The 21,613-nt window shown below is 59.1% G+C and carries 23 protein-coding genes; 13 read left to right on the top strand and 10 right to left on the bottom strand.

All coding sequences use genetic code 11. The features are described 5' to 3' along the window. Positions 1–63 precede the first annotated feature (63 nt). From FS665_RS12435 to FS665_RS12420, 4 genes are all read left to right on the top strand, one after another. Positions 64–822, top strand: coding sequence for a Nif3-like dinuclear metal center hexameric protein (locus FS665_RS12435; protein ID WP_145188410.1), 759 nt, complete (start codon positions 64–66; stop codon positions 820–822). Positions 823–993: 171 nt separating this feature from the next. Beyond that, positions 994–1,911, top strand: a complete 918-nt coding sequence (gene cysD, locus FS665_RS12430) for a sulfate adenylyltransferase subunit CysD (RefSeq protein WP_145188407.1) — start codon at positions 994–996, stop codon at positions 1,909–1,911. Between the two features lie 15 nt (positions 1,912–1,926). Beyond that, positions 1,927–3,828, top strand: a complete 1,902-nt coding sequence (gene cysN / locus FS665_RS12425; protein ID WP_145188404.1) for a sulfate adenylyltransferase subunit CysN — start codon at positions 1,927–1,929, stop codon at positions 3,826–3,828. 158 nt (positions 3,829–3,986) lie between these two features. Then, positions 3,987–4,619, top strand: coding sequence for a hypothetical protein (locus FS665_RS12420; protein WP_178108333.1), 633 nt, complete (start codon positions 3,987–3,989; stop codon positions 4,617–4,619). 34 nt (positions 4,620–4,653) lie between these two features. Here FS665_RS12420 and FS665_RS12415 read toward each other — a convergent pair whose 3' ends face one another. The 7 genes from FS665_RS12415 to FS665_RS12380 form a co-directional block, all read right to left on the bottom strand. After that, entirely contained in the window at positions 4,654–5,313 is a 660-nt protein-coding gene (locus FS665_RS12415; protein WP_145188720.1) for an RES domain-containing protein, read from the bottom strand. A gap of 72 nt (positions 5,314–5,385) precedes the next feature. Further along, positions 5,386–5,568 (bottom strand): hypothetical protein, encoded by a 183-nt coding sequence (locus FS665_RS12410; RefSeq protein ID WP_145188401.1) that lies wholly within the window; start codon positions 5,566–5,568, stop codon positions 5,386–5,388. Continuing rightward, positions 5,565–5,831, bottom strand: a complete 267-nt coding sequence (locus FS665_RS12405; RefSeq protein WP_178108332.1) for a bacteriocin immunity protein — start codon at positions 5,829–5,831, stop codon at positions 5,565–5,567. Before FS665_RS12405 ends, FS665_RS12410 begins: the two co-directional genes overlap by 4 nt. Next, complete coding sequence (locus FS665_RS12400) at positions 5,825–6,145, bottom strand: S-type pyocin (protein WP_145188396.1); 321 nt, start codon at positions 6,143–6,145, stop codon at positions 5,825–5,827. Before FS665_RS12400 ends, FS665_RS12405 begins: the two co-directional genes overlap by 7 nt. Before the next feature lie 840 nt (positions 6,146–6,985). Continuing rightward, positions 6,986–7,246, bottom strand: coding sequence for a bacteriocin immunity protein (locus tag FS665_RS12390; RefSeq protein ID WP_145188389.1), 261 nt, complete (start codon positions 7,244–7,246; stop codon positions 6,986–6,988). Continuing rightward, complete coding sequence (locus FS665_RS12385) at positions 7,243–9,606, bottom strand: S-type pyocin domain-containing protein (RefSeq protein WP_145188386.1); 2,364 nt, start codon at positions 9,604–9,606, stop codon at positions 7,243–7,245. Before FS665_RS12385 ends, FS665_RS12390 begins: the two co-directional genes overlap by 4 nt. A gap of 114 nt (positions 9,607–9,720) precedes the next feature. Further along, positions 9,721–10,200, bottom strand: coding sequence for an Lrp/AsnC family transcriptional regulator (locus FS665_RS12380; protein WP_145188383.1), 480 nt, complete (start codon positions 10,198–10,200; stop codon positions 9,721–9,723). 127 nt (positions 10,201–10,327) lie between these two features. Between FS665_RS12380 and FS665_RS12375 the strand changes: the two genes are divergently transcribed. Continuing rightward, positions 10,328–11,524 (top strand): methionine gamma-lyase, encoded by a 1,197-nt coding sequence (locus FS665_RS12375; protein ID WP_145188380.1) that lies wholly within the window; start codon positions 10,328–10,330, stop codon positions 11,522–11,524. Positions 11,525–11,587: 63 nt separating this feature from the next. Here the strand turns inward: FS665_RS12375 and FS665_RS12370 are convergent, their stop codons facing one another. Next, complete coding sequence (locus FS665_RS12370) at positions 11,588–12,025, bottom strand: YhcB family protein (RefSeq protein WP_145188377.1); 438 nt, start codon at positions 12,023–12,025, stop codon at positions 11,588–11,590. Between the two features lie 135 nt (positions 12,026–12,160). On the opposite strand from FS665_RS12370, the gene FS665_RS12365 reads away from it, so the two are divergent. The 3 genes from FS665_RS12365 (at position 12,161) to zapE (ending at position 15,350) form a co-directional block, all read left to right on the top strand. Continuing rightward, positions 12,161–12,811 carry an alpha/beta hydrolase gene (locus FS665_RS12365; protein ID WP_145188374.1) on the top strand — a complete coding sequence of 217 codons (651 nt, stop codon included), beginning with the start codon at positions 12,161–12,163 and terminating at the stop codon, positions 12,809–12,811. Positions 12,812–12,820: 9 nt separating this feature from the next. Then, a complete protein-coding gene (locus FS665_RS12360) occupies positions 12,821–14,170 on the top strand; it encodes a tryptophan--tRNA ligase (protein WP_145188371.1) in 1,350 nt (449 codons plus the stop codon). Positions 14,171–14,255: 85 nt separating this feature from the next. Beyond that, on the top strand, positions 14,256–15,350 hold the full coding sequence (zapE, locus tag FS665_RS12355; RefSeq protein WP_145188368.1) for a cell division protein ZapE: 1,095 nt from the start codon (positions 14,256–14,258) through the stop codon (positions 15,348–15,350). A 91-nt stretch (positions 15,351–15,441) separates the two neighbouring features. Here zapE and FS665_RS12350 read toward each other — a convergent pair whose 3' ends face one another. Both FS665_RS12350 and FS665_RS12345 read right to left on the bottom strand, forming a co-directional pair. Then, positions 15,442–16,365, bottom strand: coding sequence for a GlxA family transcriptional regulator (locus FS665_RS12350; protein WP_178108342.1), 924 nt, complete (start codon positions 16,363–16,365; stop codon positions 15,442–15,444). Positions 16,366–16,595: 230 nt separating this feature from the next. Beyond that, positions 16,596–17,636, bottom strand: coding sequence for an NADP(H)-dependent aldo-keto reductase (locus FS665_RS12345; protein ID WP_145188365.1), 1,041 nt, complete (start codon positions 17,634–17,636; stop codon positions 16,596–16,598). 259 nt (positions 17,637–17,895) lie between these two features. Here FS665_RS12345 and rplM point away from each other — a divergent pair, with 259 nt between their 5' ends. The 5 genes from rplM (at position 17,896) to FS665_RS12320 (ending at position 21,578) form a co-directional block, all read left to right on the top strand. Then, positions 17,896–18,324: a 50S ribosomal protein L13 gene (gene rplM, locus FS665_RS12340; protein WP_003251819.1), complete on the top strand. Its 429-nt coding sequence runs from the start codon at positions 17,896–17,898 to the stop codon at positions 18,322–18,324. Positions 18,325–18,338: 14 nt separating this feature from the next. Beyond that, positions 18,339–18,731: a 30S ribosomal protein S9 gene (rpsI, locus tag FS665_RS12335; RefSeq protein ID WP_003260797.1), complete on the top strand. Its 393-nt coding sequence runs from the start codon at positions 18,339–18,341 to the stop codon at positions 18,729–18,731. Positions 18,732–18,994: 263 nt separating this feature from the next. After that, the gene (gene petA, locus FS665_RS12330) at positions 18,995–19,588 is read left to right on the top strand and encodes a ubiquinol-cytochrome c reductase iron-sulfur subunit (protein ID WP_145188362.1); all 594 of its coding nucleotides are present in this window, start codon (positions 18,995–18,997) and stop codon (positions 19,586–19,588) included. Continuing rightward, the gene (locus FS665_RS12325) at positions 19,588–20,799 is read left to right on the top strand and encodes a cytochrome bc complex cytochrome b subunit (protein WP_145188715.1); all 1,212 of its coding nucleotides are present in this window, start codon (positions 19,588–19,590) and stop codon (positions 20,797–20,799) included. The genes petA and FS665_RS12325 overlap by 1 nt, the downstream gene beginning before the upstream one ends. Further along, positions 20,799–21,578, top strand: coding sequence for a cytochrome c1 (locus tag FS665_RS12320; RefSeq protein ID WP_145188358.1), 780 nt, complete (start codon positions 20,799–20,801; stop codon positions 21,576–21,578). The genes FS665_RS12325 and FS665_RS12320 overlap by 1 nt, the downstream gene beginning before the upstream one ends. Positions 21,579–21,613 lie beyond the last annotated feature (35 nt).

The following is a 21,613-nucleotide window of genomic DNA, read 5'->3' as shown; positions in this document are numbered from 1 at the left end:
GCATTATACGGGCGTTGACCCGCTGTTGGGCCCGCTATACGTACAGAAATCGAGGAGATCGTCATGGCCGTCGCGCTCAATACCCTGGTCGAGGAGGCCGAGCGTTACCTCGCTAGCGCCAGGATTCAAGACTACTGCCCCAACGGCTTGCAGGTCGAAGGCCGGCCGCAGGTCAGCCGCATCGTCAGCGGCGTGACCGCCAGCCAGGCCTTGCTCGATGCGGCGGTCGAGGCCGAGGCCGACCTGATCCTGGTGCACCATGGCTACTTCTGGAAAGGCGAGAACCCCTGCATCACCGGTATCCGTCAGCGCCGTCTGAAGACTCTGCTGAACAACGACATCAGCCTGCTGGCGTTTCACCTGCCGCTGGACGTGCATCCGGAAGTCGGCAACAACGTGCAGTTGGCCCGGCAGCTGGATATCACCGTCGAAGGGCCACTGGATGCGGACAACCCCAAGGTGGTGGGGCTGGTCGGCTCGCTGGCCGAGCCGGTGACGGCGCGCGACTTCGCCCGCCGGGTGCAGGATGTGCTGGGGCGTGAACCGCTGCTGGTGGAAGGGCAGGCGATGATCCGCAGGGTCGGCTGGTGCACCGGCGGCGGGCAGGGCTACATCGACACGGCGATCGCCGCTGGGGTCGACCTCTACCTGACCGGCGAAGCATCCGAGCAGACCTACCACAGCGCGCGCGAGAATGGCGTCAGTTTCATCGCCGCCGGGCATCATGCCACCGAGCGCTATGGGGTGCAGGCCTTGGGTGACTACCTGGCGCGGCGCTTTGCCTTGGAGCACCTGTTCATCGACTGCCCCAATCCCATTTGATTTCGGCGGGGGACCGCGGCCCGCACAGGTCCTCCAAGCCCAAACCGGCAGTCATATCGTTAGACGCTTTCGATCTAGTTAGCCTCCTAAATAGAAGCAGCTGCTGTGATAGAGTGGCTCGCTCGAACACGGCCCGCAGGCCGTCCATAACATCGTTTTACGTGAGTAGCCATGGTCGACAAACTGACGCACTTGAAACAGCTGGAGGCGGAAAGCATCCACATCATCCGCGAGGTGGCCGCCGAGTTCGACAACCCGGTGATGCTGTACTCGATCGGCAAGGATTCCGCCGTGATGCTGCACCTGGCGCGCAAGGCCTTCTTCCCGGGCAAGTTGCCGTTCCCGGTGATGCACGTCGACACCCAATGGAAATTCCAGGAAATGTACCGCTTCCGCGACAAGATGGTCGAGGAAATGGGCCTGGAGCTGATCACCCACGTCAACCCCGAGGGTGTGGCGCAGGGCATCAACCCGTTCACCCATGGCAGCTCCAAGCACACCGACATCATGAAGACCCAGGGCCTGAAACAGGCGTTGGACAAGCATGGTTTCGACGCCGCCTTCGGTGGCGCGCGCCGCGACGAAGAGAAGTCGCGAGCCAAGGAACGCGTCTACTCGTTCCGCGACAGCAAGCACCGCTGGGACCCGAAGAACCAGCGTCCGGAGCTGTGGAACGTCTACAACGGCAAGGTCAACAAGGGCGAGTCGATCCGCGTCTTCCCGCTGTCGAACTGGACCGAGCTGGACATCTGGCAGTACATCTACCTCGAAGGCATCCCGATCGTGCCGCTGTACTTCGCCGCCGAGCGTGAAGTCATCGAGAAGAACGGCACCCTGATCATGATCGACGACGAGCGCATCCTCGAGCACCTCTCCGAGGAAGAGAAGGCGCGCATCGTCAAGAAGAAGGTACGTTTCCGTACCCTCGGCTGCTACCCGCTGACGGGCGCTGTCGAGTCGCAAGCCGAGACCCTGACGGACATCATTCAGGAAATGCTCCTGACCCGCACGTCCGAACGCCAGGGCCGTGTCATCGACCACGATGGCGCCGGCTCCATGGAAGACAAGAAACGCCAAGGCTACTTCTAATTTCAGGGTTACTCCATGTCGCACCAATCTGATCTGATCAGCGAGGACATCCTCGCCTACCTGGCCCAGCACGAGCGCAAGGAACTGCTGCGCTTCCTGACCTGCGGCAACGTCGACGATGGCAAGAGCACCCTGATCGGGCGCCTGCTGCACGACTCGAAGATGATCTACGAGGACCACCTCGAGGCCATCACCCGTGATTCGAAGAAGGTCGGCACCACCGGCGAAGAAGTCGACCTGGCGCTGCTGGTAGACGGCTTGCAGGCCGAGCGCGAGCAGGGGATTACTATCGATGTCGCCTATCGCTACTTCTCGACCGCCAAGCGCAAGTTCATCATCGCCGACACCCCCGGCCACGAGCAGTACACCCGCAACATGGCCACCGGCGCGTCCACCTGCGACCTGGCGATCATCCTGGTCGATGCCCGCTACGGCGTGCAGACTCAGACCCGTCGTCACAGCTACATCGCCTCGTTGCTGGGCATCAAGCACATCGTGGTTGCGGTCAACAAGATGGACCTCAAAGGCTTCGACGAAGGCGTATTCGAGTCGATCAAGGCCGACTACCTGAAGTTCGCCGACGCCATCAACCTGAAGCCAAGCAGCCTGCATTTCGTGCCGATGTCGGCGCTCAAGGGCGACAACGTGGTCAACCACAGCGAGCAGTCGCCTTGGTACGCCGGCCCGACGCTGATGGAAATCCTTGAAACCGTCGAAGTCTCCGCCGACCGCAACTTCACCGACCTGCGCTTCCCGGTGCAGTACGTCAACCGTCCGAACCTGAACTTCCGCGGCTTTGCCGGCACCATCGCCAGCGGCGTGGTGCACAAAGGTGACGAAGTGGTCGTGCTGCCGTCGGGCAAGAGCAGCCGGGTCAAATCCATCGTTACCTACGAAGGTGAGCTGGAAAACGCCGGCCCAGGCCAGGCCGTGACCCTGACCATGGAAGACGAGATCGACATCTCCCGTGGCGACCTGCTGGTACATGCCGATAACGTGCCGCCGGTCACCGACCAGTTCGATGCCATGCTGGTGTGGATGGCCGAGGAGCCGATGCTCCCGGGCAAGAAATACGACATCAAGCGCGCCACCAGCTACGTGCCGGGCTCGATTGCCAGCATCACCCACAAGGTCGATGTCAACACCCTTGAGCGCGGCGCCGCCAGCGCGCTGCAACTGAACGAGATCGGCCGCGTCAGCGTGTCGCTGGACAGCGCCATCGCCCTGGACGGTTACGACAGCAACCGCACCACCGGTGCGTTCATCGTCATCGACCGCTTGACCAACGGCACTGTCGGCGCCGGCATGATCATCGCACCGCCGGTACTGCCCCACGGCAGCACTGGCCAGCATGGCAAGCTCGCTCACGTGGCCACCGAAGAACGTGCCCTGCGCTTCGGCCAGCAGCCTGCAACCGTGCTGTTCAGTGGCCTGTCCGGCGCTGGCAAGAGCACCTTGGCCTACGCTGTGGAGCGCAAGCTGTTCGACATGGGCCGTGCGGTATATGTGCTGGATGGCCAGAACCTGCGCCACGACCTGAACAAGGGCCTGCCACAGGACCGCGCTGGCCGCACCGAGAACTGGCGCCGCGCCGCCCACGTGGCGCGCCAGTTCAACGAAGCCGGCCTGCTGACCCTGGCGGCGTTCGTCGCCCCGGATGCCGAAGGCCGCGAGCAGGCCAAGGCACTGATCGGCAAGGACCGTCTGGTGACTGTCTACGTTCAGGCTTCGCCGCTGGCGTGCCGTGAGCGTGACCCACAGGGCCTGTATGCGGCCGGCGGCGACAACATTCCGGGTGAAAGCTTCCCGTTCGATGTGCCGCTGGATGCCGACCTGGTGATCGATACCCAGAGCACCAGCGTTGAAGAAGGCGTGAAGCAGGTGCTGGATGTGCTGCGTCAGCGTGGCGCGATCTAAGCATTGATGCTTGTGAAAAACCCCGCTTCGGCGGGGTTTTTTGTTTGTGGGTATTTTCTATAGTTGCTTTATATTTTGACGAATTGACAAGTTGACAGATTTTTCGCAGCGGCCATAGCCTATCGGCACACGGGCTATTCAGGCCCTGAGGAGGGTCTATGAGGGCGGTCACCCACGGTGCCATTCATCCCGCGCTCGCAAGCATCGAGGCCGCCAAGGTTGCATTGCGGGAGCGCTTCGAGGAGCATCTTGCCCGAGCGTCGGCTGCGGTAGTGCTCAAAGCAGTGGCGCTTGCGGACGAGAAGGCTTTTGCTGCGCTCGCCAAGGTCGAGGTTGAGGCGAAACGCAGTATTGCAACGCGCAACCAGGAAGCGGTGGCCAGGATGAAGGCACGCGCCTTTGAGCGGGTAGACAGCCGCTGTGAGCTGCGTGACGGCAAAGCAGCGTGCGAAATCCTGGGCATTACCAAGCAAGCACTGAGTCAGAAGACCAAGGCGGGGAAGCTCCTGACCTACACCAATACCGGCAATCGCAGAAAGTTCTACCCGTCGTTTCAGTTTGTCGAAAACAAACCAAGGTCAATCATTGAGGCATTGATTGCAACGCTTGATGTTGATCCTGCTGATACGGAAGCAATGAACACACTCGTTCAGCACCTGGTCGGCATAATGGATTACTCCGACCCAGGCGAGCCGAGCCACGAAGTGCCACGGTTTGAAGTACTGGATGATCCAGCCGCTCTGGAAATCATCAAGCGTGACTACCGTAATGCGTTGATGGCAGGACAGTGAAGGCGGGCCTCGTGAGAGGTCCGCTTTTTTGTGTTTACTCCAGCACTACACCCAGACTCTCCAGCAATTCCACAGCCGTCTCGCCATTCAATAGCAGTGCTTCCATTACCAGCTGGTGGCTGATCGCCTCGACTTGGCGCCTACGACCCTCGAACAACACAAGGTTGCACCCGTCCATTGACCCGGTCACGGTGTAGACCGCTGACTGATAGAGCTGGCCATCGACCTCACCGACATTCATGCACGCTTGGCTGATTTTTTTGGTAAGTGCATATCCTTCTCGCCCCTGTCCCTTGGCCTGCACGATATCGCGCACTTTGTGGTGGGTGGCTCTATTCGCCAATGCGGCCACGTCAATCACGTTCAATACACGCGCCGCCTTGAGTCGATGCAGTGACGTTTGCTTTAGTCGCCAGAGATTAACTGACTGGTCATCAACACCCTGGCCAGGCTGGAAGGACTCGGCCACGGCAACTTCCTCGGTAAGACCGAGGTAATAGACACCGAAATGTTTGGCGGGATCGGCATGGCGGGTGTCGGAGTTGGCACGATAGTTGGCGGGGTTGGTATCGTAAAGGGAAGGCTGGACGCGGTGTGGCACTGTACCCACGGGAATCTGGCGTATCAGTTCCGGATAACGCCTCAGTGATTCCAGCACTTGCCTGGCGATTGTATTTTCGGGCTGCTTCGCCATACCGCTCACGAAATGCCTCCGAGCAATCGCGGTGGTGTTCGCAGATAGCGCCATATGAACGGACTGGCCTACCTAGCTCTTCTTGTCCTCGACTGACTTGAAGTGCCGGTCATAGTCACATTGGCGTTCACATCCCTGCTTGTAAGGATCCATGTCGCAGGAAAACTTCTGGTTCTGCTGATCAGGCAAAAGAAAGAACTTGCCGTCTACACAACCGGTCAGAAACAGCTTCAACACCCATACAGACTTTTTCATTGCACGTCCTTGAACAGGTGAAGTCCGTTTGATTTTCGCCAGGCGATGATACGTGCGATCACCCCCACGGCGCAGCCCTCCAGTTCGTTTGCCGGGTAGTAGAGGAGGTCGGAGCCGTCCGGGTGTTCGGCCATGTCGATAAAGTGTTCGAGCAAGCGATCCTGCCAGGCGGAGGTTCCAGACGCCTGTAGCAATTCCTCAACCACCGTCCTGAATTCGGCACAGGTGTAATCGGCAAGGGAGTGTTTTTGACTGATCACCACTTCACCTCCGATGACAGCGCGTACTGCAGGGCGCTCATGATCCGCAGGTTTTCGGCGCCGTACATCGCACCGCCAAAGGCGGGTGGGTCGAGGTGGCAGATCTGATAGTCGCGTACGCCTTTTGCGGTTTCGCCAAAGGGCGCGCGGGGTGGCCAGCCTTGCTTGATGCGGTTGAGTTGCGAGGTAACGAATTGTTGGGAGTAGATCGGGTCTTCGGCGATCGCTAACCAGAAAGCCTGCGAGAAATCGTCGAAGTTGTTGAAGATTTGCTCAGCAAGCTTGTTTGCGATGTGGTTGGGTAGTGGTAATGCCATGTCAGCGTTTCCCTCCTGTTGATGCTGGCAGCATCACTTAAGTTGCGCGGTAGTTAAATATTCGTGGTGCTACGTGAATTGTGAGGATTTTTCTGTTTTGTAGGATTATTCCTTGCTGGTTTAACAATTGCCGTAGTATGCCACCCGCCGGTGGGGTCTTGAATTACCTGCATGTCGTGGCTTCAGGTCGTCGGTTTCTTGATCCAGCGACGGTGCTCTTGATAGTCCATCATCCACTCGCAGCCTTGTTTGTAAGGGTCCATGTCACACTGAAATTTCATTTCTTGCCTGTTGGGAAGCAGTAGGGGCATTTCGCCTGTGCATCCGAACAATACAAAAATAACGACTGCTAATAGCTGTATCATATGGTGCTCGTGTGACAGCGTCCTTTTGGGGTTATTTGGCATTTTTATTGTTTTTGTGCCCGTCGGGTAGACCCTTACCGTGCATTGGAAATTATGGCCAATTCTTCAATAGGAAATATGAGTATTGAGTGTGGGTGGGATCTATCGTTGTTGTAGGAAAATTTGCCCATGGTTGGGGCTTACGTGTTTTCTAATTTTGCTGTCGATTGCGCTTGCGGGAGCTTTCGTCATGGTGAAAGCAAGTATTAACAACTAAAATTTCGGCCGTTTCAAGGTTCTGGGTTTGCGATGTGCTCGGGGAGGTGGAACGCCATGTCAGTGTTTCTCTCTTAAAAAGATATCGAGATCATGGCTTTGGTTGCTTGGGGTGGAAATATTCACCGTGCTGCATTTGGTGTGAGATTTTTTTAATGAGCGTGTAGGAATATTCTTGGTCAAGGAGTGATATGCCCCGTGAAAACGGGGCATGTGTTGGCTATGACTTAAAGCCGCTTTTCCCGCTGGCTAGTCGCCAAGACTTGATGATTTCTACAATTTTCTCCGGATTACCATCCTCCGGGGTGGCTGGCCTGTAAAGGAGATTTATTCCAGAAGGATGCTCAGTTACTTTTCTGAAATGCTGCAGTAAAGGCGTGAGTACCTCGTCAGGCTCGTCCTCGTTTGCTCTGTCGATTTCAGCTAGAAACTCCAGGAATTCCTGCTCTGTGTAATCACTTAGATTTTCCTTGAGTATCATGGCTTTTCTCCATAATGGATGGTGTTATGCACCCTTGGCGTTACGATTCTCAAATTGCTCATGTCGTAAACACCACCGCCTTCACTTATTGGTAGCACGTGATGGATCGCGAAAGTCATCTGGCTCATGTAAATGTCCTCGTCATTCACCAATGGTGCATTTCCATTTTTCCTCATGCGCGCTAGGTCCCTTTCACTGAATTGTTTAGAAAGCTCAGGATCGTTAGCCACAGACTTCCAGAAGCGTCGCCGGAACGCATCAAAGTTTCTGAATTCAACACCTCTGAGCAGATCGGCAATTTGAGACGGAATTGGCGCACCTTCAAGGCTGGCGGCCTGCGCGCGCCATGTCTCTGTAACCTGCACGCCTTGACCAATCGAGGTCCCAGCCTCAAACCTCGGACTCTTGAACACCACCAGAATAGGCGGCAATCCCGAGTCGATCGGGAAGGTGATGATCAGCCGTTCCTGATCGAGAAGATCCAGTGCAGGATAGCTTTCCGTCGTGTTGCTTACAGGGTTGAGGCTGCTGCCGGTGTAAACAATCGTGCCCGGCGGAGCGGGTGGCAGGCTAGTGGAGCTACCTTCATCACCTCCGGGCGGGCTGGCGGGTGTCCAGGTCAGGATGCGCTGTGGGTTCTCCAGTGCGAGGCTGTATACCTGCCGTTCAGCATCAAATGTTGCGGCCCTTACCGGGACTGCCTTACCGCCGGGAACCACGTACAAGCTGATGTCGTTTGCGTCTTCACTACCAGCAAGTAAATAAGGCACGTCCACGCTGGCTGATGAAAGGGCGAGGGCGGCCAGGTCAGGCCCGTCTGGTGGAGAAAGGCTGGAAAGAGGAGTGCTGATCAGGTACCGCCTTTCCGAATTACCCAGCGTTGCAGGCCAGGCTGCCGAAAGTATGGCTACAGCCAAGGGGGCCGTTGTGGTAGCCAATCGACCTACCGCTGCGATAATTGCTCCGCGAATAGCAACCGACGCGACATCCGCAGCAAAGGTCGCCAACCCGATCGGAATGACGGTCGTCGCAGAGGCAGCGGAGTGGGTGTCGTTGATGTAACTGATGCGTTGGCGTGCTGCCTCAGCTTGGCGCTGGGCCGCTTCTTCGGCAGCTATCCGTTCAGCTTCTGCTTGCTGACGTGCGGCTTCTTCGGTAGCTATTCGCGCTGCTTCTGCTTGCTGACGTGCAGCCTCCTCGGCAGCTGCATGTTCGGCTGCAATCCTTGCCTGCAGTTGTTCCATTTCCATCGCTCGCTGGGTGAGGTTCGCCATGGACGCGCTGAATTGCTGCAAATAGCGAATGGACTCTGTGAGCGCCAGTGCCCGGTGATAATCTGCCCAAAGCACGCCGGCCCTGCGGGTGGCCTGTTCGTTGACGAGGTCGTGCAGTGCCTCGGTTTGAGGCTTGGAAAGTGGCCCGACGATGTTCGGGTTGGAGTCACTGAAAGCGGGTATCTCGGCTTGCTTCGCTGCGATCAGCGCATTGGCAGTGTTCACATAGGCCGAAAAGCGCTGGATGAGGGTATCGGTTTCCTGGGTTGGGGTGGATTGAGCCACTTGCTGCTGCAGGAAGCTGGGCAGGCAGTCGAAGTAGATCTGCTGTTCATGAAGAATTTGCCCATACCGCCGTTCGATGGCTTTGGGGAGGTCGACAGCAGGTTGCGCAATTTCTGCCTCGTCGACCTGGCGAGCCATTTCAGGCAGGTCCACCGCCAACGCGTGAAACTTCTGCGCTGCGATGTGCAAGCGGTAGGCGGCATCTACAGACGCGTTGAAAGTCTCCCAGACCTGTCGGCCCCATGCCTCGCCAGAGGTGCCTATCGGGAATGCGCCATTGTCATTCAACCGGGTGGCGAAGGAGTCGTAGCGTTTATAAAAAGGAATGGCACCGTAGAAGCTGGTTGCCACGGGGACGATTTGAAGATACTCGGCGCGCCTTTGTTGCAAGCTCGTCGTGGCCAGTTGCTGGCGTAGCCCCAGATGCTGGACAGGCTGACCCGCAGCTCCCGCGATTGCCTGTTGTTCGATGGCGGCGCGTTCAGCGCTGATTTGCGCGGGAAGTTGTTCAAGAGCGGGTGCATATTGATCGGCGTTGATATTGTTGACGGCAGTAAACTCCTCGCCGAAAACCGTTCGCCAGCCTTTTTCCTGGGCGAAAGGGCTAGGCCCTCCAGTACCTCGAGGCCGCCCTGCATCAAGCCCCCAGCCGCCATAGCCGGTCCCAGACAATGGCGGCAACGGGCTGAGAGACACTCGGTCCGGGGCTTGCGCGCGCGTCAAGACGCCTTCATTCAGATTCAGCGCACCGCGGGAATCACGGAAGGGTTCACCAAATTTGACAGTTTCATTTTGAGCCATGTAGTCATCCTCCTGGTCGCTACATGGCAAAGCGTGCTCCAGGCAGTTTTTCCTGTATGTCAGGCGCTGCTCGTCAATCAGTAGGAGTATTCCGACTGACTGGAATGATCTGTTTCAGATGTGTTTTTCAGCAACAGGAATAACGTGTTTTTCCTTAACCGCCTTGTAGGAAAAACTCGAATAAATCTCCTTCACCCCCGGCAACCGCTGCAGCACTTCCCGGGTAAATTCCCCAAACGATTCCAGATCCCTCGCCAGAATCTCGAGCAGAAAGTCATACCGTCCAGAGATGTTGTGGCAAGCAACAATCTCGGGGATCTCCATCAGCCGCTGCTCGAACGTCAACGCCATGTCCTTGGTATGCGAGTCCATCATGATGCTGACAAACGCCGTCACCCCAAACCCCAGCGACTTGGGCGACAAGATGGCCTGGTAGCCGGTGATATAGCCGTTATCCTCCAGCAACTTGACCCGCCGCCAGCACGGCGAGGTGGTCAGTGCGACCTGGTCGGCAAGTTCGGAAATGGTCAGGCGGGCGTTGTCTTGGAGGGCGGCGAGCAGGGCGCGGTCGGTGCGGTCGAGGCTTGAAGGCATGATTTGCCCTCCTGATGTTGTATTTGTTGTTTTCTTTCCAAAACAGGCGCGAATGCGTGGGCAATTTTGGAAAAATTCAGACAGCTCGGTGGCATAAGCTTATAACAAACCACCAGAGGCTGTTGCCATGCGCGACTCCCATAACAACACCGGTTTTTCCACCCGCGCCATCCATCATGGCTACGACCCGCTTTCCCACGGCGGTGCCTTGGTGCCACCGGTTTACCAGACTGCAACTTATGCCTTCCCCAGCGTCGAATACGGCGCGGCGTGCTTTGCCGGTGAGGAGGGCAGGCACTTCTACAGCCGTATCTCCAACCCGACCCTAGCCTTGCTGGAGCAGCGCATGGTTTCTCTGGAAGGAGGCGAGGCAGGCTTGGCGTTGGCTTCAGGCATGGGGGCCATCACCTCGACGCTATGGACCCTGCTGCGCCCCGGTGATGAGCTGATCGTCGGGCGCACGGTGTATGGCTGCACCTTTGCCTACATGCACCATGGCATCGGCGAGTTCGGAGTGAAGGTGCGCCATGTCGACCTCAATGACGCCAAGGCCTTGAAGGCTGCGATCAACGCCAAAACCCGGATGATCTACTTCGAAACCCCGGCCAACCCGAACATGCAACTGGTCGATATCGCGGCAGTTGCTGAAGCGTCGCGGGGGCATGACCTGCATATCGTGGTCGACAATACCTATTGCACGCCTTACCTGCAGCGGCCGCTGGAGCAGGGGGCCGACCTGGTGGTGCATTCGGCGACCAAGTACCTCAGTGGGCACGGCGATATCACGGCCGGGCTGGTGATCGGACGCAAGGCACTGGTGGACCGGATTCGCCTTGAAGGCCTCAAGGACATGACGGGCGCTGTGCTGTCGCCGCACGATGCCTCGCTGCTGATGCGTGGCATCAAGACACTCGCTTTGCGTATGGATCGCCACTGCGCGAATGCCCAGCGGGTTGCCGAGTTTCTCGCGGTCCAGCCACAGGTGGAGCTGATCCAGTATCCGGGGCTACCATCGTTTGCCCAGTACGAACTGGCGCAGCGGCAGATGCGCTTGCCGGGCGGGATGATCGCTTTCGAACTCAAGGGCGGAATCGAGGCCGGGCGGCGCTTCATGAATGCGCTGCAACTGTTTGCCCGGGCGGTGAGCCTGGGGGATGCCGAATCGCTGGCGCAGCATCCGGCGAGCATGACCCATTCCAGCTATACGCCTGAAGAGCGGGCGCACCACGGCATTTCCGAGGGGCTGGTGCGGTTGTCGGTGGGGTTGGAGGATGTGGATGATTTGGTGGCTGATGTGCAGCAGGCGCTGGAGGCTTGCAGTTAAATAGCTGCGTCAAATCCAGCCCAGGAAAAAGGCCTCATGCGAGGCCTTGTTCATTTCAGCGATTCAACGCTTGAGCCCATAGCTCTCGTCGAGCATGCCCGGCGAGTTCGGCGACTTCGGTGCATAGTCACGTGGCACTTCGGCGGTGTCCTTTGGCGGGGTCAGGCGGTCACGTGGCCCCTGATTGCCTTCGGAATGCAGGGCCGCGAGCAGGCGCTGGCGGGTCACGTCGTCGAGGGCCAGGCTGTTGGCGCCTTCTGCCAGGTGATCCTGCACGTCCTGGTAGCTCTGGGTCAGCTTCTTGACCAGCACCGCAGTACTGTTGAAATGAGTAACCACCTGGTTCTGATAATTGTCGAAGCGCTGCTGGATATCGTCCAGCTGGCGCTGGGTGCTGCTGGGCGCCGCATTGGGCAACAGGCGGGCCACGATGAAACCGACCGCCACACCGATGACCAGGGCCAGGGTTGGCAACAACCAAACAAGGAGCGAGAGTTCCACGAGTCCTTCCTCTATAAACGGCTTTGCTTTACGTTAACGGCTCAGACCTGCGCTGTATACCGCGAGCGATCGCAAATCAGAACAGAATTCCTCACCTAGACGAATCGACCCCCTTCGAGGTCACGGAGTAGTGCCTTGCTTGTCCGCGAAACCCCCTTGTTCATCGATGGCCCGCTCGGCCAGCTCGAAGCCCTGTACCTGGACGTGGCCGATGCCCGGGGTGCGGTGTTGATCTGCCATCCCAATCCGGTCCAGGGTGGCACCATGCTCAACAAGGTGGTCTCGACCCTGCAACGCACGGCTCGCGATGCCGGCTACGTGACCTTGCGCTTCAACTACCGTGGTGTCGGCCAAAGCGCCGGCAGCCATGACCTGGGCGCAGGCGAAGTGGCTGATGCCGAGGCCGCCGCCGCCTGGCTGCGTCAGCAACATCCGCAACTGCCGCTGGTGATCATGGGCTTTTCGTTCGGCGGGTTCGTCGCGGCCAGCCTGGCTGGGCGCCTGGAGGGCGAAGGCGTGACGCTGCAGCAGCTGTTCATGATTGCCCCGGCGGTGATGCGCCTGAGCGCGGACTTCCCGCTGCCGCAGCATTGCCCGCTCGCGGTGGTGCAGCCGGATGCCGACGAGGTCGTCAATCCGCAGTTGGTTTACGAATGGTCCGACGCACTGGGTCGCCCCCATGAGCTGCTGAAAGTGGCAGAATGCGGACACTTCTTCCATGGCAAGCTGACCGATCTGAAGGATCTGCTGCTGCCGCGCCTTTCGAACCGAGCCAAGCCTGAATAAGCGAACACCATGACCACGCGCATCCTTACCGGTATCACCACCACCGGCACCCCGCACCTGGGCAACTACGCCGGCGCCATCCGTCCGGCGATCGTCGCCAGCCAGCAACCGGGCGTCGACTCGTTCTACTTCCTGGCTGATTACCACGCCCTGATCAAGTGCGATGACCCGCTGCGCATCCAGCGCTCGCGCCTCGAAATCGCTGCCACCTGGCTGGCCGGTGGCCTGGATCCGGCGAAGGTGACGTTCTACCGTCAGTCCGACATTCCCGAAATCCCCGAGCTGACCTGGCTACTCACCTGCGTGGCGGCCAAAGGGCTGCTCAACCGCGCCCACGCCTACAAGGCTTCGGTCGACAAGAACCTGGAAACCGGCGAAGACCCGGATGCTGGCGTGACCATGGGCCTGTACAGCTACCCGGTGCTGATGGCTGCGGACATCCTGATGTTCAACGCCAACAAGGTGCCGGTTGGTCGTGATCAGATCCAGCACGTGGAAATGGCTCGCGACATCGGCCAGCGTTTCAACCACCTGTTCGGGCAGGGCAAGGACTTCTTCGCCTTGCCCGAAGCGCTGATCGAAGAAAGCGTGGCCACCCTGCCGGGCCTGGACGGGCGCAAGATGTCCAAGAGCTACGACAACACCATCCCGCTGTTCACCAGCGCCAAGGACATGAAGGACGCCATCTCGCGCATCGTCACCGACTCGCGCGCGCCAGGCGAAGCCAAGGATCCGGACACCGCCCACCTGTTCACCCTGTACCAGGCATTCGCAACGCCTGGGCAGTGCGCCGAGTTCCGCGACGAGCTGCTGCAGGGCCTGGGCTGGGGGGAGGCCAAGCAGCGCCTGTTCCAGCTGCTCGACGGGCAACTGGCCGAGAAGCGCGAGCACTACCACCAGCTCATTGCGCGCCCCGCCGACCTCGAGGACATTCTCCTCGCCGGTGCTGCCAAGGCACGCTCGATCGCTACGCCGTTCCTCGAACAGCTGCGTGAGGCAGTGGGCCTGCGCTCGTTTCGCAGTAGCGTGCAAGGCAGTACTGAGGTGAAGAAGAAAGCCGCCAAGAGCGCGCGCTTCGTCAGCTTCCGTGACGACGATGGCAGCTTCCGCTTCCGCCTGCTGGCCGCTGATGGCGAGCAACTGCTGCTCTCGCGCAGCTTCGCCGATGGCAAGAGCGCCGGCGCCGTGAGCAAGCAGCTGCAGCAGGGTGGTGAGGCCGATGTGCGCGTCGAAGGCATGGGCTTCAGCCTGTGGCTGAACGACGAGCAGGTGGCTGATGGCCCGCAGTTCGACAGCGCCCAGGCGCGTGATTCGGCTATCGAAAGCCTGCGTGTAGCGCTTCAGCCGGCGCAGGACTGAGGCATTTCGCCGCAAGTCTGATTGCCATTAAGCGGGCCGCTCGCTACAGTGACGGCCCGTTTTTTGTTGCCTCGCTAACGAAATCATGACGCCCCTAGAACGATATCAAGCAGATCTGAAACGTCCCGACTTCTTCCATGACGCGGCGCAGGAAACTGCTGTGCGTCACTTGCAGCGCCTGTACGACGACCTGGTCCAGGCGCAGAACAACAAGCCGGGCGTCTTCGGCAAGCTGTTCGGCAAGAAGGATCAGACGCCGGTCAAAGGCCTGTATTTCTGGGGCGGGGTAGGGCGAGGAAAGACCTATCTGGTCGACACGTTCTTCGAGGCGCTGCCGTTCAAGCAGAAGATGCGTACGCACTTCCACCGCTTCATGAAGCGTGTGCATGAAGAAATGAAGACCCTCAAGGGCGAAAAGAACCCGCTGACCATCATCGCCAAGCGTTTCAGCGACGAAGCCCGGGTGATCTGCTTCGACGAATTCTTCGTGTCCGACATCACCGATGCCATGATCCTCGGCACCTTGATGGAAGAGCTGTTCAAGAACGGCGTCTCGCTGGTGGCCACGTCCAACATCGTGCCTGACGGCCTGTACAAGGACGGCCTGCAACGTGCGCGCTTCCTGCCGGCCATCGCCATGATCAAGCAATACACCGACGTAGTGAACGTCGACAGCGGCGTGGACTACCGCTTGCGCCATCTGGAGCAGGCCGAGCTGTTCCATTTCCCGCTCAATGAAGCGGCGCAGCAAAGCATGCAGGCGAGCTTCAAGGCGTTGACGCCCGAGTGCACCCAGGCTGTCGAGAACGACGTGCTGATGATCGAGAACCGCCCGATCCACGCCCTGCGTACCTGCGACGATGTCGCCTGGTTCGACTTCCGCGCCTTGTGCGATGGCCCGCGCAGCCAGAACGACTACATCGAGCTAGGCAAGATCTTCCATGCGGTGTTGCTGAGCAATGTCGAGCAGATGGGCGTCACCACCGACGATATCGCCCGTCGTTTCATCAACATGGTCGATGAATTCTATGACCGCAACGTCAAGCTGATCATCTCCGCCGAAGTCGAGCTCAAGGACCTGTACACCGGCGGTCGCCTGAGTTTCGAATTCCAGCGCACCCTGAGCCGCTTGCTGGAAATGCAGTCCCACGAATTCCTTTCTCGCGCACACAGGCCCTGAGAACAGCTGCAAGCTGCAAGAGAAAAGCAAAAAGCCAGAGCGGTTCGCGGACTGCTCTGGCTTTTTCTTGCAGCTTGCAGCTCAAAGCGCCCTAGGAAGCCTCTTGCATGAACTGCTGCCGGTACTGGTTCGGCGACAACTCGGTATGCTGGCGGAACAGGCGGGCGAAGAAGCTGGCGTCGTCGTAGCCGACCTCGTAGCTGATGGTCTTGATGCTCTTGCGTGTGCTCGACAGCAGCCCCTTGGCCGTCTCGATGCGTAGGCGTTGCAAGTAATGCAGCGGCTTGTCGCCGGTCGCGCCCTGGAACCTGCGCATGAAGTTGCGGATGCTCATGCCATGGTTACGCGCCACATCTTCGAAGCGGAACTTGTCGGCGAAGTGCTCTTCCAGCCAATGCTGAATCTGCAGGATGATCAGGTCCTGATGCAGTTTCTGGCCGCCGAAGCCCATGCGTCCTGGGGTGTAGTTGCGCTGCACTTCATAGAGGATGTCGCGGGCCACGGCCCGCGCCACATTGGGCCCACAGAAACGCTCGATCAGGTAGATGTACAAGTCGCACGCCGACGTCGTGCCACCGGCGCAGTACAAGTTGTCGGCGTCGGTCAGGTGCTTGTCCTGGTTCAGACGAATCTGCGGGAAGCGCTCGGCGAATGTGCTGAAGAACCGCCAGTAGGTAGTCGCTTCCTTACCGTCCAGCAGACCCGATTCTGCCAGCCAGAACACCCCGCTGGCTTCGGCGCACAGCACCGCACCGCGGGCGTGCTGCTCGCGCAGCCAAGGTAGCACCTGCGGGTAGCGTTGCTGAAGGTTGTCGAAATCGTCCCAGAACGCCGGCAGGATGATCACGTCGGCATCGCCCAGGCCGCCATCGACCGGTAATTGCACATTGCTGAAGCTGTCCACCGGTTGCCCATCCGGGCTGACCAGATGAATGTCGAACATCGGCTGCAAGCCCAGGCCCAGCTGCTTGCTGTAGCGCAGGCTGGCGAGGTGGAAGAAGTCCTTGGCCTGCATCAGTGTCGAAGCGAACACCTTGTCAATGGCCAGGATGCTGACGCGCCGCAGCGACGCGGAGGGTTGGGTAAACATCATTGTCATTGTTCTTATATGGGAGAGTGGTCAATCACCGGCTGAATCGTCTTACGTTTTTTGCAAAGCTGCAAGATGTCAGCTGCAAGCGGCAAGATAAAAGCGCGCTGGGGTCGGGCGCTTCTTCTCGCTGCCTGCCACTTGCCGCTACGCGCTCAGGGCGCGGGGTTGGGTTGCTCCTGATGAATCGCCTCGATGGCTGCCAGCAATTCGTCGCTCAGGGTCACGTGCAGGCTGTCGAGGTTGCTCTGCAGTTGCGCGAGCGTGGTGGCGCCGATGATGTTGCTGGTCACGAACGGCTGGCGGGTGACGAAGGCCAAGGCCATCTGCGCCGGGTCCAGGCCATGGGCCTGGGCCAGTTGCACGTAGCGGCTGCAGGCTGCCACCGTTTGTGGATTGGAGTAGCGGGCGAAGCGGCTGAACAGGGTCAGGCGCGCCTGCTCTGGGCGTGCGCCGTTCTCGTACTTGCCCGCGAGCATGCCGAACGCCAGCGGCGAGTAGGCCAACAGGCCGCACTGTTCGCGGATCGCCACCTCGGCCAGGCCCACTTCGAAGCTGCGGTTGAGCAGGTTGTAGGGGTTCTGGATCGACACCGCGCGTGGCCAGCCGCGGGCCTCGGCCAATTGCAGGAACTTCATGGTGCCCCAGGGTGTTTCGTTCGACAGGCCAACATGGCGAATCTTGCCAGCGCGCACCTGCTCATCGAGGACTTCGAGGGTTTCCTCGAGCGGGGTGAACAGGTCGTTGGACAGGTGTTGGTAGCCCAGCTTGCCGAAGAAATTGGTGCTGCGCTCCGGCCAGTGCAGCTGGTAGAGGTCGATGCGGTCGGTGTGCAGGCGCTTCAGGCTTTCGTCCAGGGCCGCCACGATGTGCTGACGGTTGTGCTTGAGCTGGCCGTCGCGGATGTGGCTGATGCCATTGCCGGGGCCGGCGACCTTGCTCGCCAGGACCCAGTCATCACGGTCGCCGTTGGCGCGAAACCAGTTGCCGATGATGCGTTCGGTGGCGGCGTAGGTTTCCGGGCGCGGCGGCACCGGGTACATTTCGGCGGTGTCGATGAAGTTGATGCCGCTGGCCTTGGCCAGGGTGATTTGCTCGAACGCCTCGTCCTGGGTGTTCTGCTCACCCCAGGTCATGGTGCCCAGGCACAGGGCGCTGACGTCGAGGTCGGTACGGCCGAGCTTGCGGTATTCCATCGGGAAGACTCTCCATTGGCTAAGAAGCCCATCAAAGCAGGTTGAAATTTTTCGCGCAATCTGGATAATTCTGCCCCTCTCCATGTGGCGGAAGTGATGCACCACCACGCAGGAAGAACCCCCGTCGAATATTGGCGTGCCCGACCCGAGCCCCCAATAGCGCCAGTGTTCGGCTGCGCGCTTGCCCTTGGCAAGTTGTGCACTATCCAGTAAGATTCGCCGTCTATTTTTCGCTGGGCGGCCTCTGAGGCTTTAGAGAATGAAAACTTTTACTGCTAAACCGGAAACAGTAAAGCGCGAGTGGTTCGTAGTCGACGCCGCTGGCCAGACCCTGGGTCGTCTGGCTACCGAAATCGCTACCCGTCTGCGTGGCAAACACAAACCTGAATACACCCCTCACGTTGACACCGGCGACTACATCGTCGTGATCAACGCCGAGCAGGTTCGTGTGACGGGCGCCAAGTCTTCCGACAAAATGTACTACTCCCACTCCGGTTTCCCAGGTGGCATCAAGGAAATCAACTTCGAGAAGTTGATCGCCAAAGCCCCTGAGCGTGTTATCGAAACCGCGGTCAAGGGCATGCTGCCTAAGAACCCGCTGGGTCGCGACATGTACCGTAAGCTGAAAGTGTACGCGGGTGCTGCTCACCCACACACTGCTCAGCAGCCTCAAGAACTGAAGATCTAACGGGAAAGTTCATTATGTCGGCGACTCAAAATTACGGCACTGGCCGTCGCAAGACCGCAACCGCTCGCGTTTTCCTGCGTCCGGGTACTGGTAACATTTCCATCAACAACCGTTCTCTGGACGTGTTCTTCGGTCGCGAAACTGCTCGCATGGTTGTTCGTCAGCCACTCGAACTGACCGAAACCGTTGAGAAGTTCGACATCTACGTCACCGTTTCCGGTGGTGGTGTCAGCGGTCAAGCCGGTGCGATCCGTCACGGTATCACCCGCGCTCTGATGGAATACGACGAAACCCTGCGTGGCGCTCTGCGTCGTGCTGGCTACGTCACCCGCGACGCTCGTGAAGTCGAGCGTAAGAAAGTGGGTCTGCGTAAAGCGCGTAAGCGTCCTCAGTACTCCAAGCGTTAATAGCGCTTCGGCAGTCGAAAGAAGCCCGGTTCCTTGGAACCGGGCTTTTTTTTGCGTTTGAACTAACCTCTCAGCATGTCCATGACCACTGGTCGCATAGACGCAGATCAAGCAAAGCGCGGGTTGTAGCCCTATGCAGGGCTAATCACCTTGTCACTGTGTGGATTTGTTTCTTACCATGGCGACCAACTTTTAGTGCCACAGACACAACCTAACTACAGGTCAGGTACAACTGGCCAAGCAAGCTGATGGGAGAGGACTGAATGAGCAATGACGGCGTCAACGCAGGCCGGCGCCGCTTCCTCGTAGCCGCGACGTCCGTGGTCGGGGCGGCGGGGGCGGTGGGGGCTGCGGTACCGTTCGTGGGGTCATGGTTCCCCAGTGCCAAGGCGAAGGCAGCAGGCGCACCGGTGAAGGTCAACATCGCCAAGATCGAACCCGGGCAGCAGATGGTCGCCGAATGGCGCGGGCAGCCGGTATTCATTTTGCGCCGAACGCCAGAAATCCTTGGCAACCTGAAGAAGATCGAAGGCGATCTCTCAGACCCGCTCTCCAAGAGCTCGGATCAACCCGCCTATGTCGACCCCGAAACCCGGGCGATCAAGCCGGAAATCCTGTTGCTCGTCGGGCTGTGCACCCACCTGGGTTGCTCGCCGACCTTCCGCCCGGAAGTCGCGCCCGTCGACCTTGGGCCAAAGTGGGTCGGCGGCTATTTCTGCCCTTGCCATGGCTCGCACTACGACCTGGCCGGTCGTGTCTACAAATCCCAACCGGCACCCCTGAATCTGCCAGTGCCGCCGCATTCCTATGAGTCGGACGACATCGTCGTCATTGGCGTCGACCAGGAGAACGCATGATGAGCAAATTCATGGACTGGATCGACGCTCGCTTCCCCGCAACCAAAATGTGGGAAGACCACCTGAGCAAGTATTACGCGCCGAAGAACTTCAACTTCCTGTACTTCTTCGGCTCGCTGGCGTTGCTGGTGCTGGTCAACCAGCTCGTCACCGGCGTGTGGCTGACCATGAGCTTCACGCCCTCGGCCGAAGAGGCGTTCGCCTCGGTCGAATACATCATGCGTGATGTCGAGTACGGTTGGATCTTGCGCTACATGCATTCCACCGGTGCCTCGGCCTTCTTCATCGTGGTCTACCTGCACATGTTCCGCGGCCTGCTCTACGGCTCTTACCAGAAGCCCCGTGAGCTGGTGTGGCTGTTCGGCATGCTGATCTACCTGGCACTGATGGCCGAGGCGTTCATGGGCTATCTGCTGCCGTGGGGGCAGATGTCGTACTGGGGGGCCCAGGTGATCATCTCGCTGTTCGGCGCCATTCCGTTGATCGGTGACGACCTGACCCAATGGATCCGCGGTGACTACCTGATCTCCGGCATCACCCTCAACCGCTTCTTCGCCTTGCATGTCGTGGCACTGCCCATCGTGATTCTCGGCCTGGTCGTGCTGCATATTCTGGCCCTGCACGAAGTCGGCTCGAACAACCCTGACGGCATCGACATCAAGAAGCACAAGGACGAGAACGGCATCCCACTGGACGGCATTCCGTTCCATCCTTACTACACCGTCAAGGATATCGTCGGCGTGGTGGTGTTCCTCTTCGTGTTCTGCGCTGTGGTGTTCTTCTTCCCTGAGATGGGCGGTTACTTCCTGGAGAAACCTAACTTCGAGCAGGCCAACGCGTTCAAGACGCCCGAGCATATCGCCCCCGTCTGGTACTTCACGCCGTTCTACGCGATCTTGCGCGCGGTGCCGGACAAGCTCATGGGCGTGATCGCCATGGGCGCCGCCATCGCCGTGCTGTTCGTGCTGCCCTGGCTCGATCGCAGCCCGGTACGTTCCATGCGCTACAAGGGCTGGATCAGCAAAGTCTTCCTGCTGTTGTTCTGCATCGCCTTCGTCACGCTCGGCGTGCTCGGCGTACTGGCGCCCACACCTGGTCGCACCTTGCTGTCGCAGGCGTGCACGGTGCTGTATTTCGCCTACTTCCTGTTGATGCCGTTCTACACAAGGCTTGAGAAGACCAAACCGGTTCCGGAAAGGGTGACTGGCTGATGAAAAAGTTGATTGCAGTACTGTTATTGGCCGTGATGCCTGCCTTTACCTTCGCCGCCGAGCACGGCATGGAGCTGGACAAGGTCGATATCGACCTCACCGACAAAGCCGCCATGCAAGACGGCGCGCGTACCTTCGCCAACTATTGCATGGGTTGCCACAGCACCAAGTTCCAACGCTACGAGCGGGTCGCCGATGACCTGGGCATTCCCCATGAGCTGATGCTGGAAAAATTGGTATTCACCGGTGCCAAGATTGGCGATCACATGCAGATCGGCATGCAGCCCAACGACGCCAAGACCTGGTTCGGCGCAGCGCCGCCAGACCTGACCCTGGTTGCACGGGTGCGTGGCAACGATTGGCTGTACAGCTACCTGCGCAGCTTCTATGAGGACAAGTCGCGGCCCTATGGCGTGAACAACAAGGTCTTCCCCAATGTCGGCATGCCGAATGTGCTGGTGGGGCTGCAGGGTAACCAGGTGATTGGTTGCAAGCAGGTGCAGATGGTGGTCGATGGCAAGAAACAATTTGACCCATTGACCGGCAGCCCGCTGACCCACGAAGCCTGCGACCAGCTGACCGTTACGCCGAATTCCGGTACCCTGAGCGCCGAGCAGTTCGACGAGAAGGTCAAGAACCTGGTGACCTTCCTGGCCTATTCGGCCAACCCGGTCAAACTGGAAAGCCAGCGCATCGGTACCTACGTGTTGCTGTACCTGGCTTTCTTCTTCGTATTCGCCTATTTGCTCAAGCGCGAATTCTGGAAGGACGTGCACTGATCACGCAGTAGTTCTGGTAGTTGAACGCGCCTGGG

The organism is Pseudomonas sp. URMO17WK12:I11 (assembly GCF_007677725.1).
Lineage (GTDB): Bacteria > Pseudomonadota > Gammaproteobacteria > Pseudomonadales > Pseudomonadaceae > Aquipseudomonas.
The sequence above is the reverse complement of the archived record's forward strand: the minus strand, read 5'-3'. Positions and strand labels throughout refer to the sequence as shown.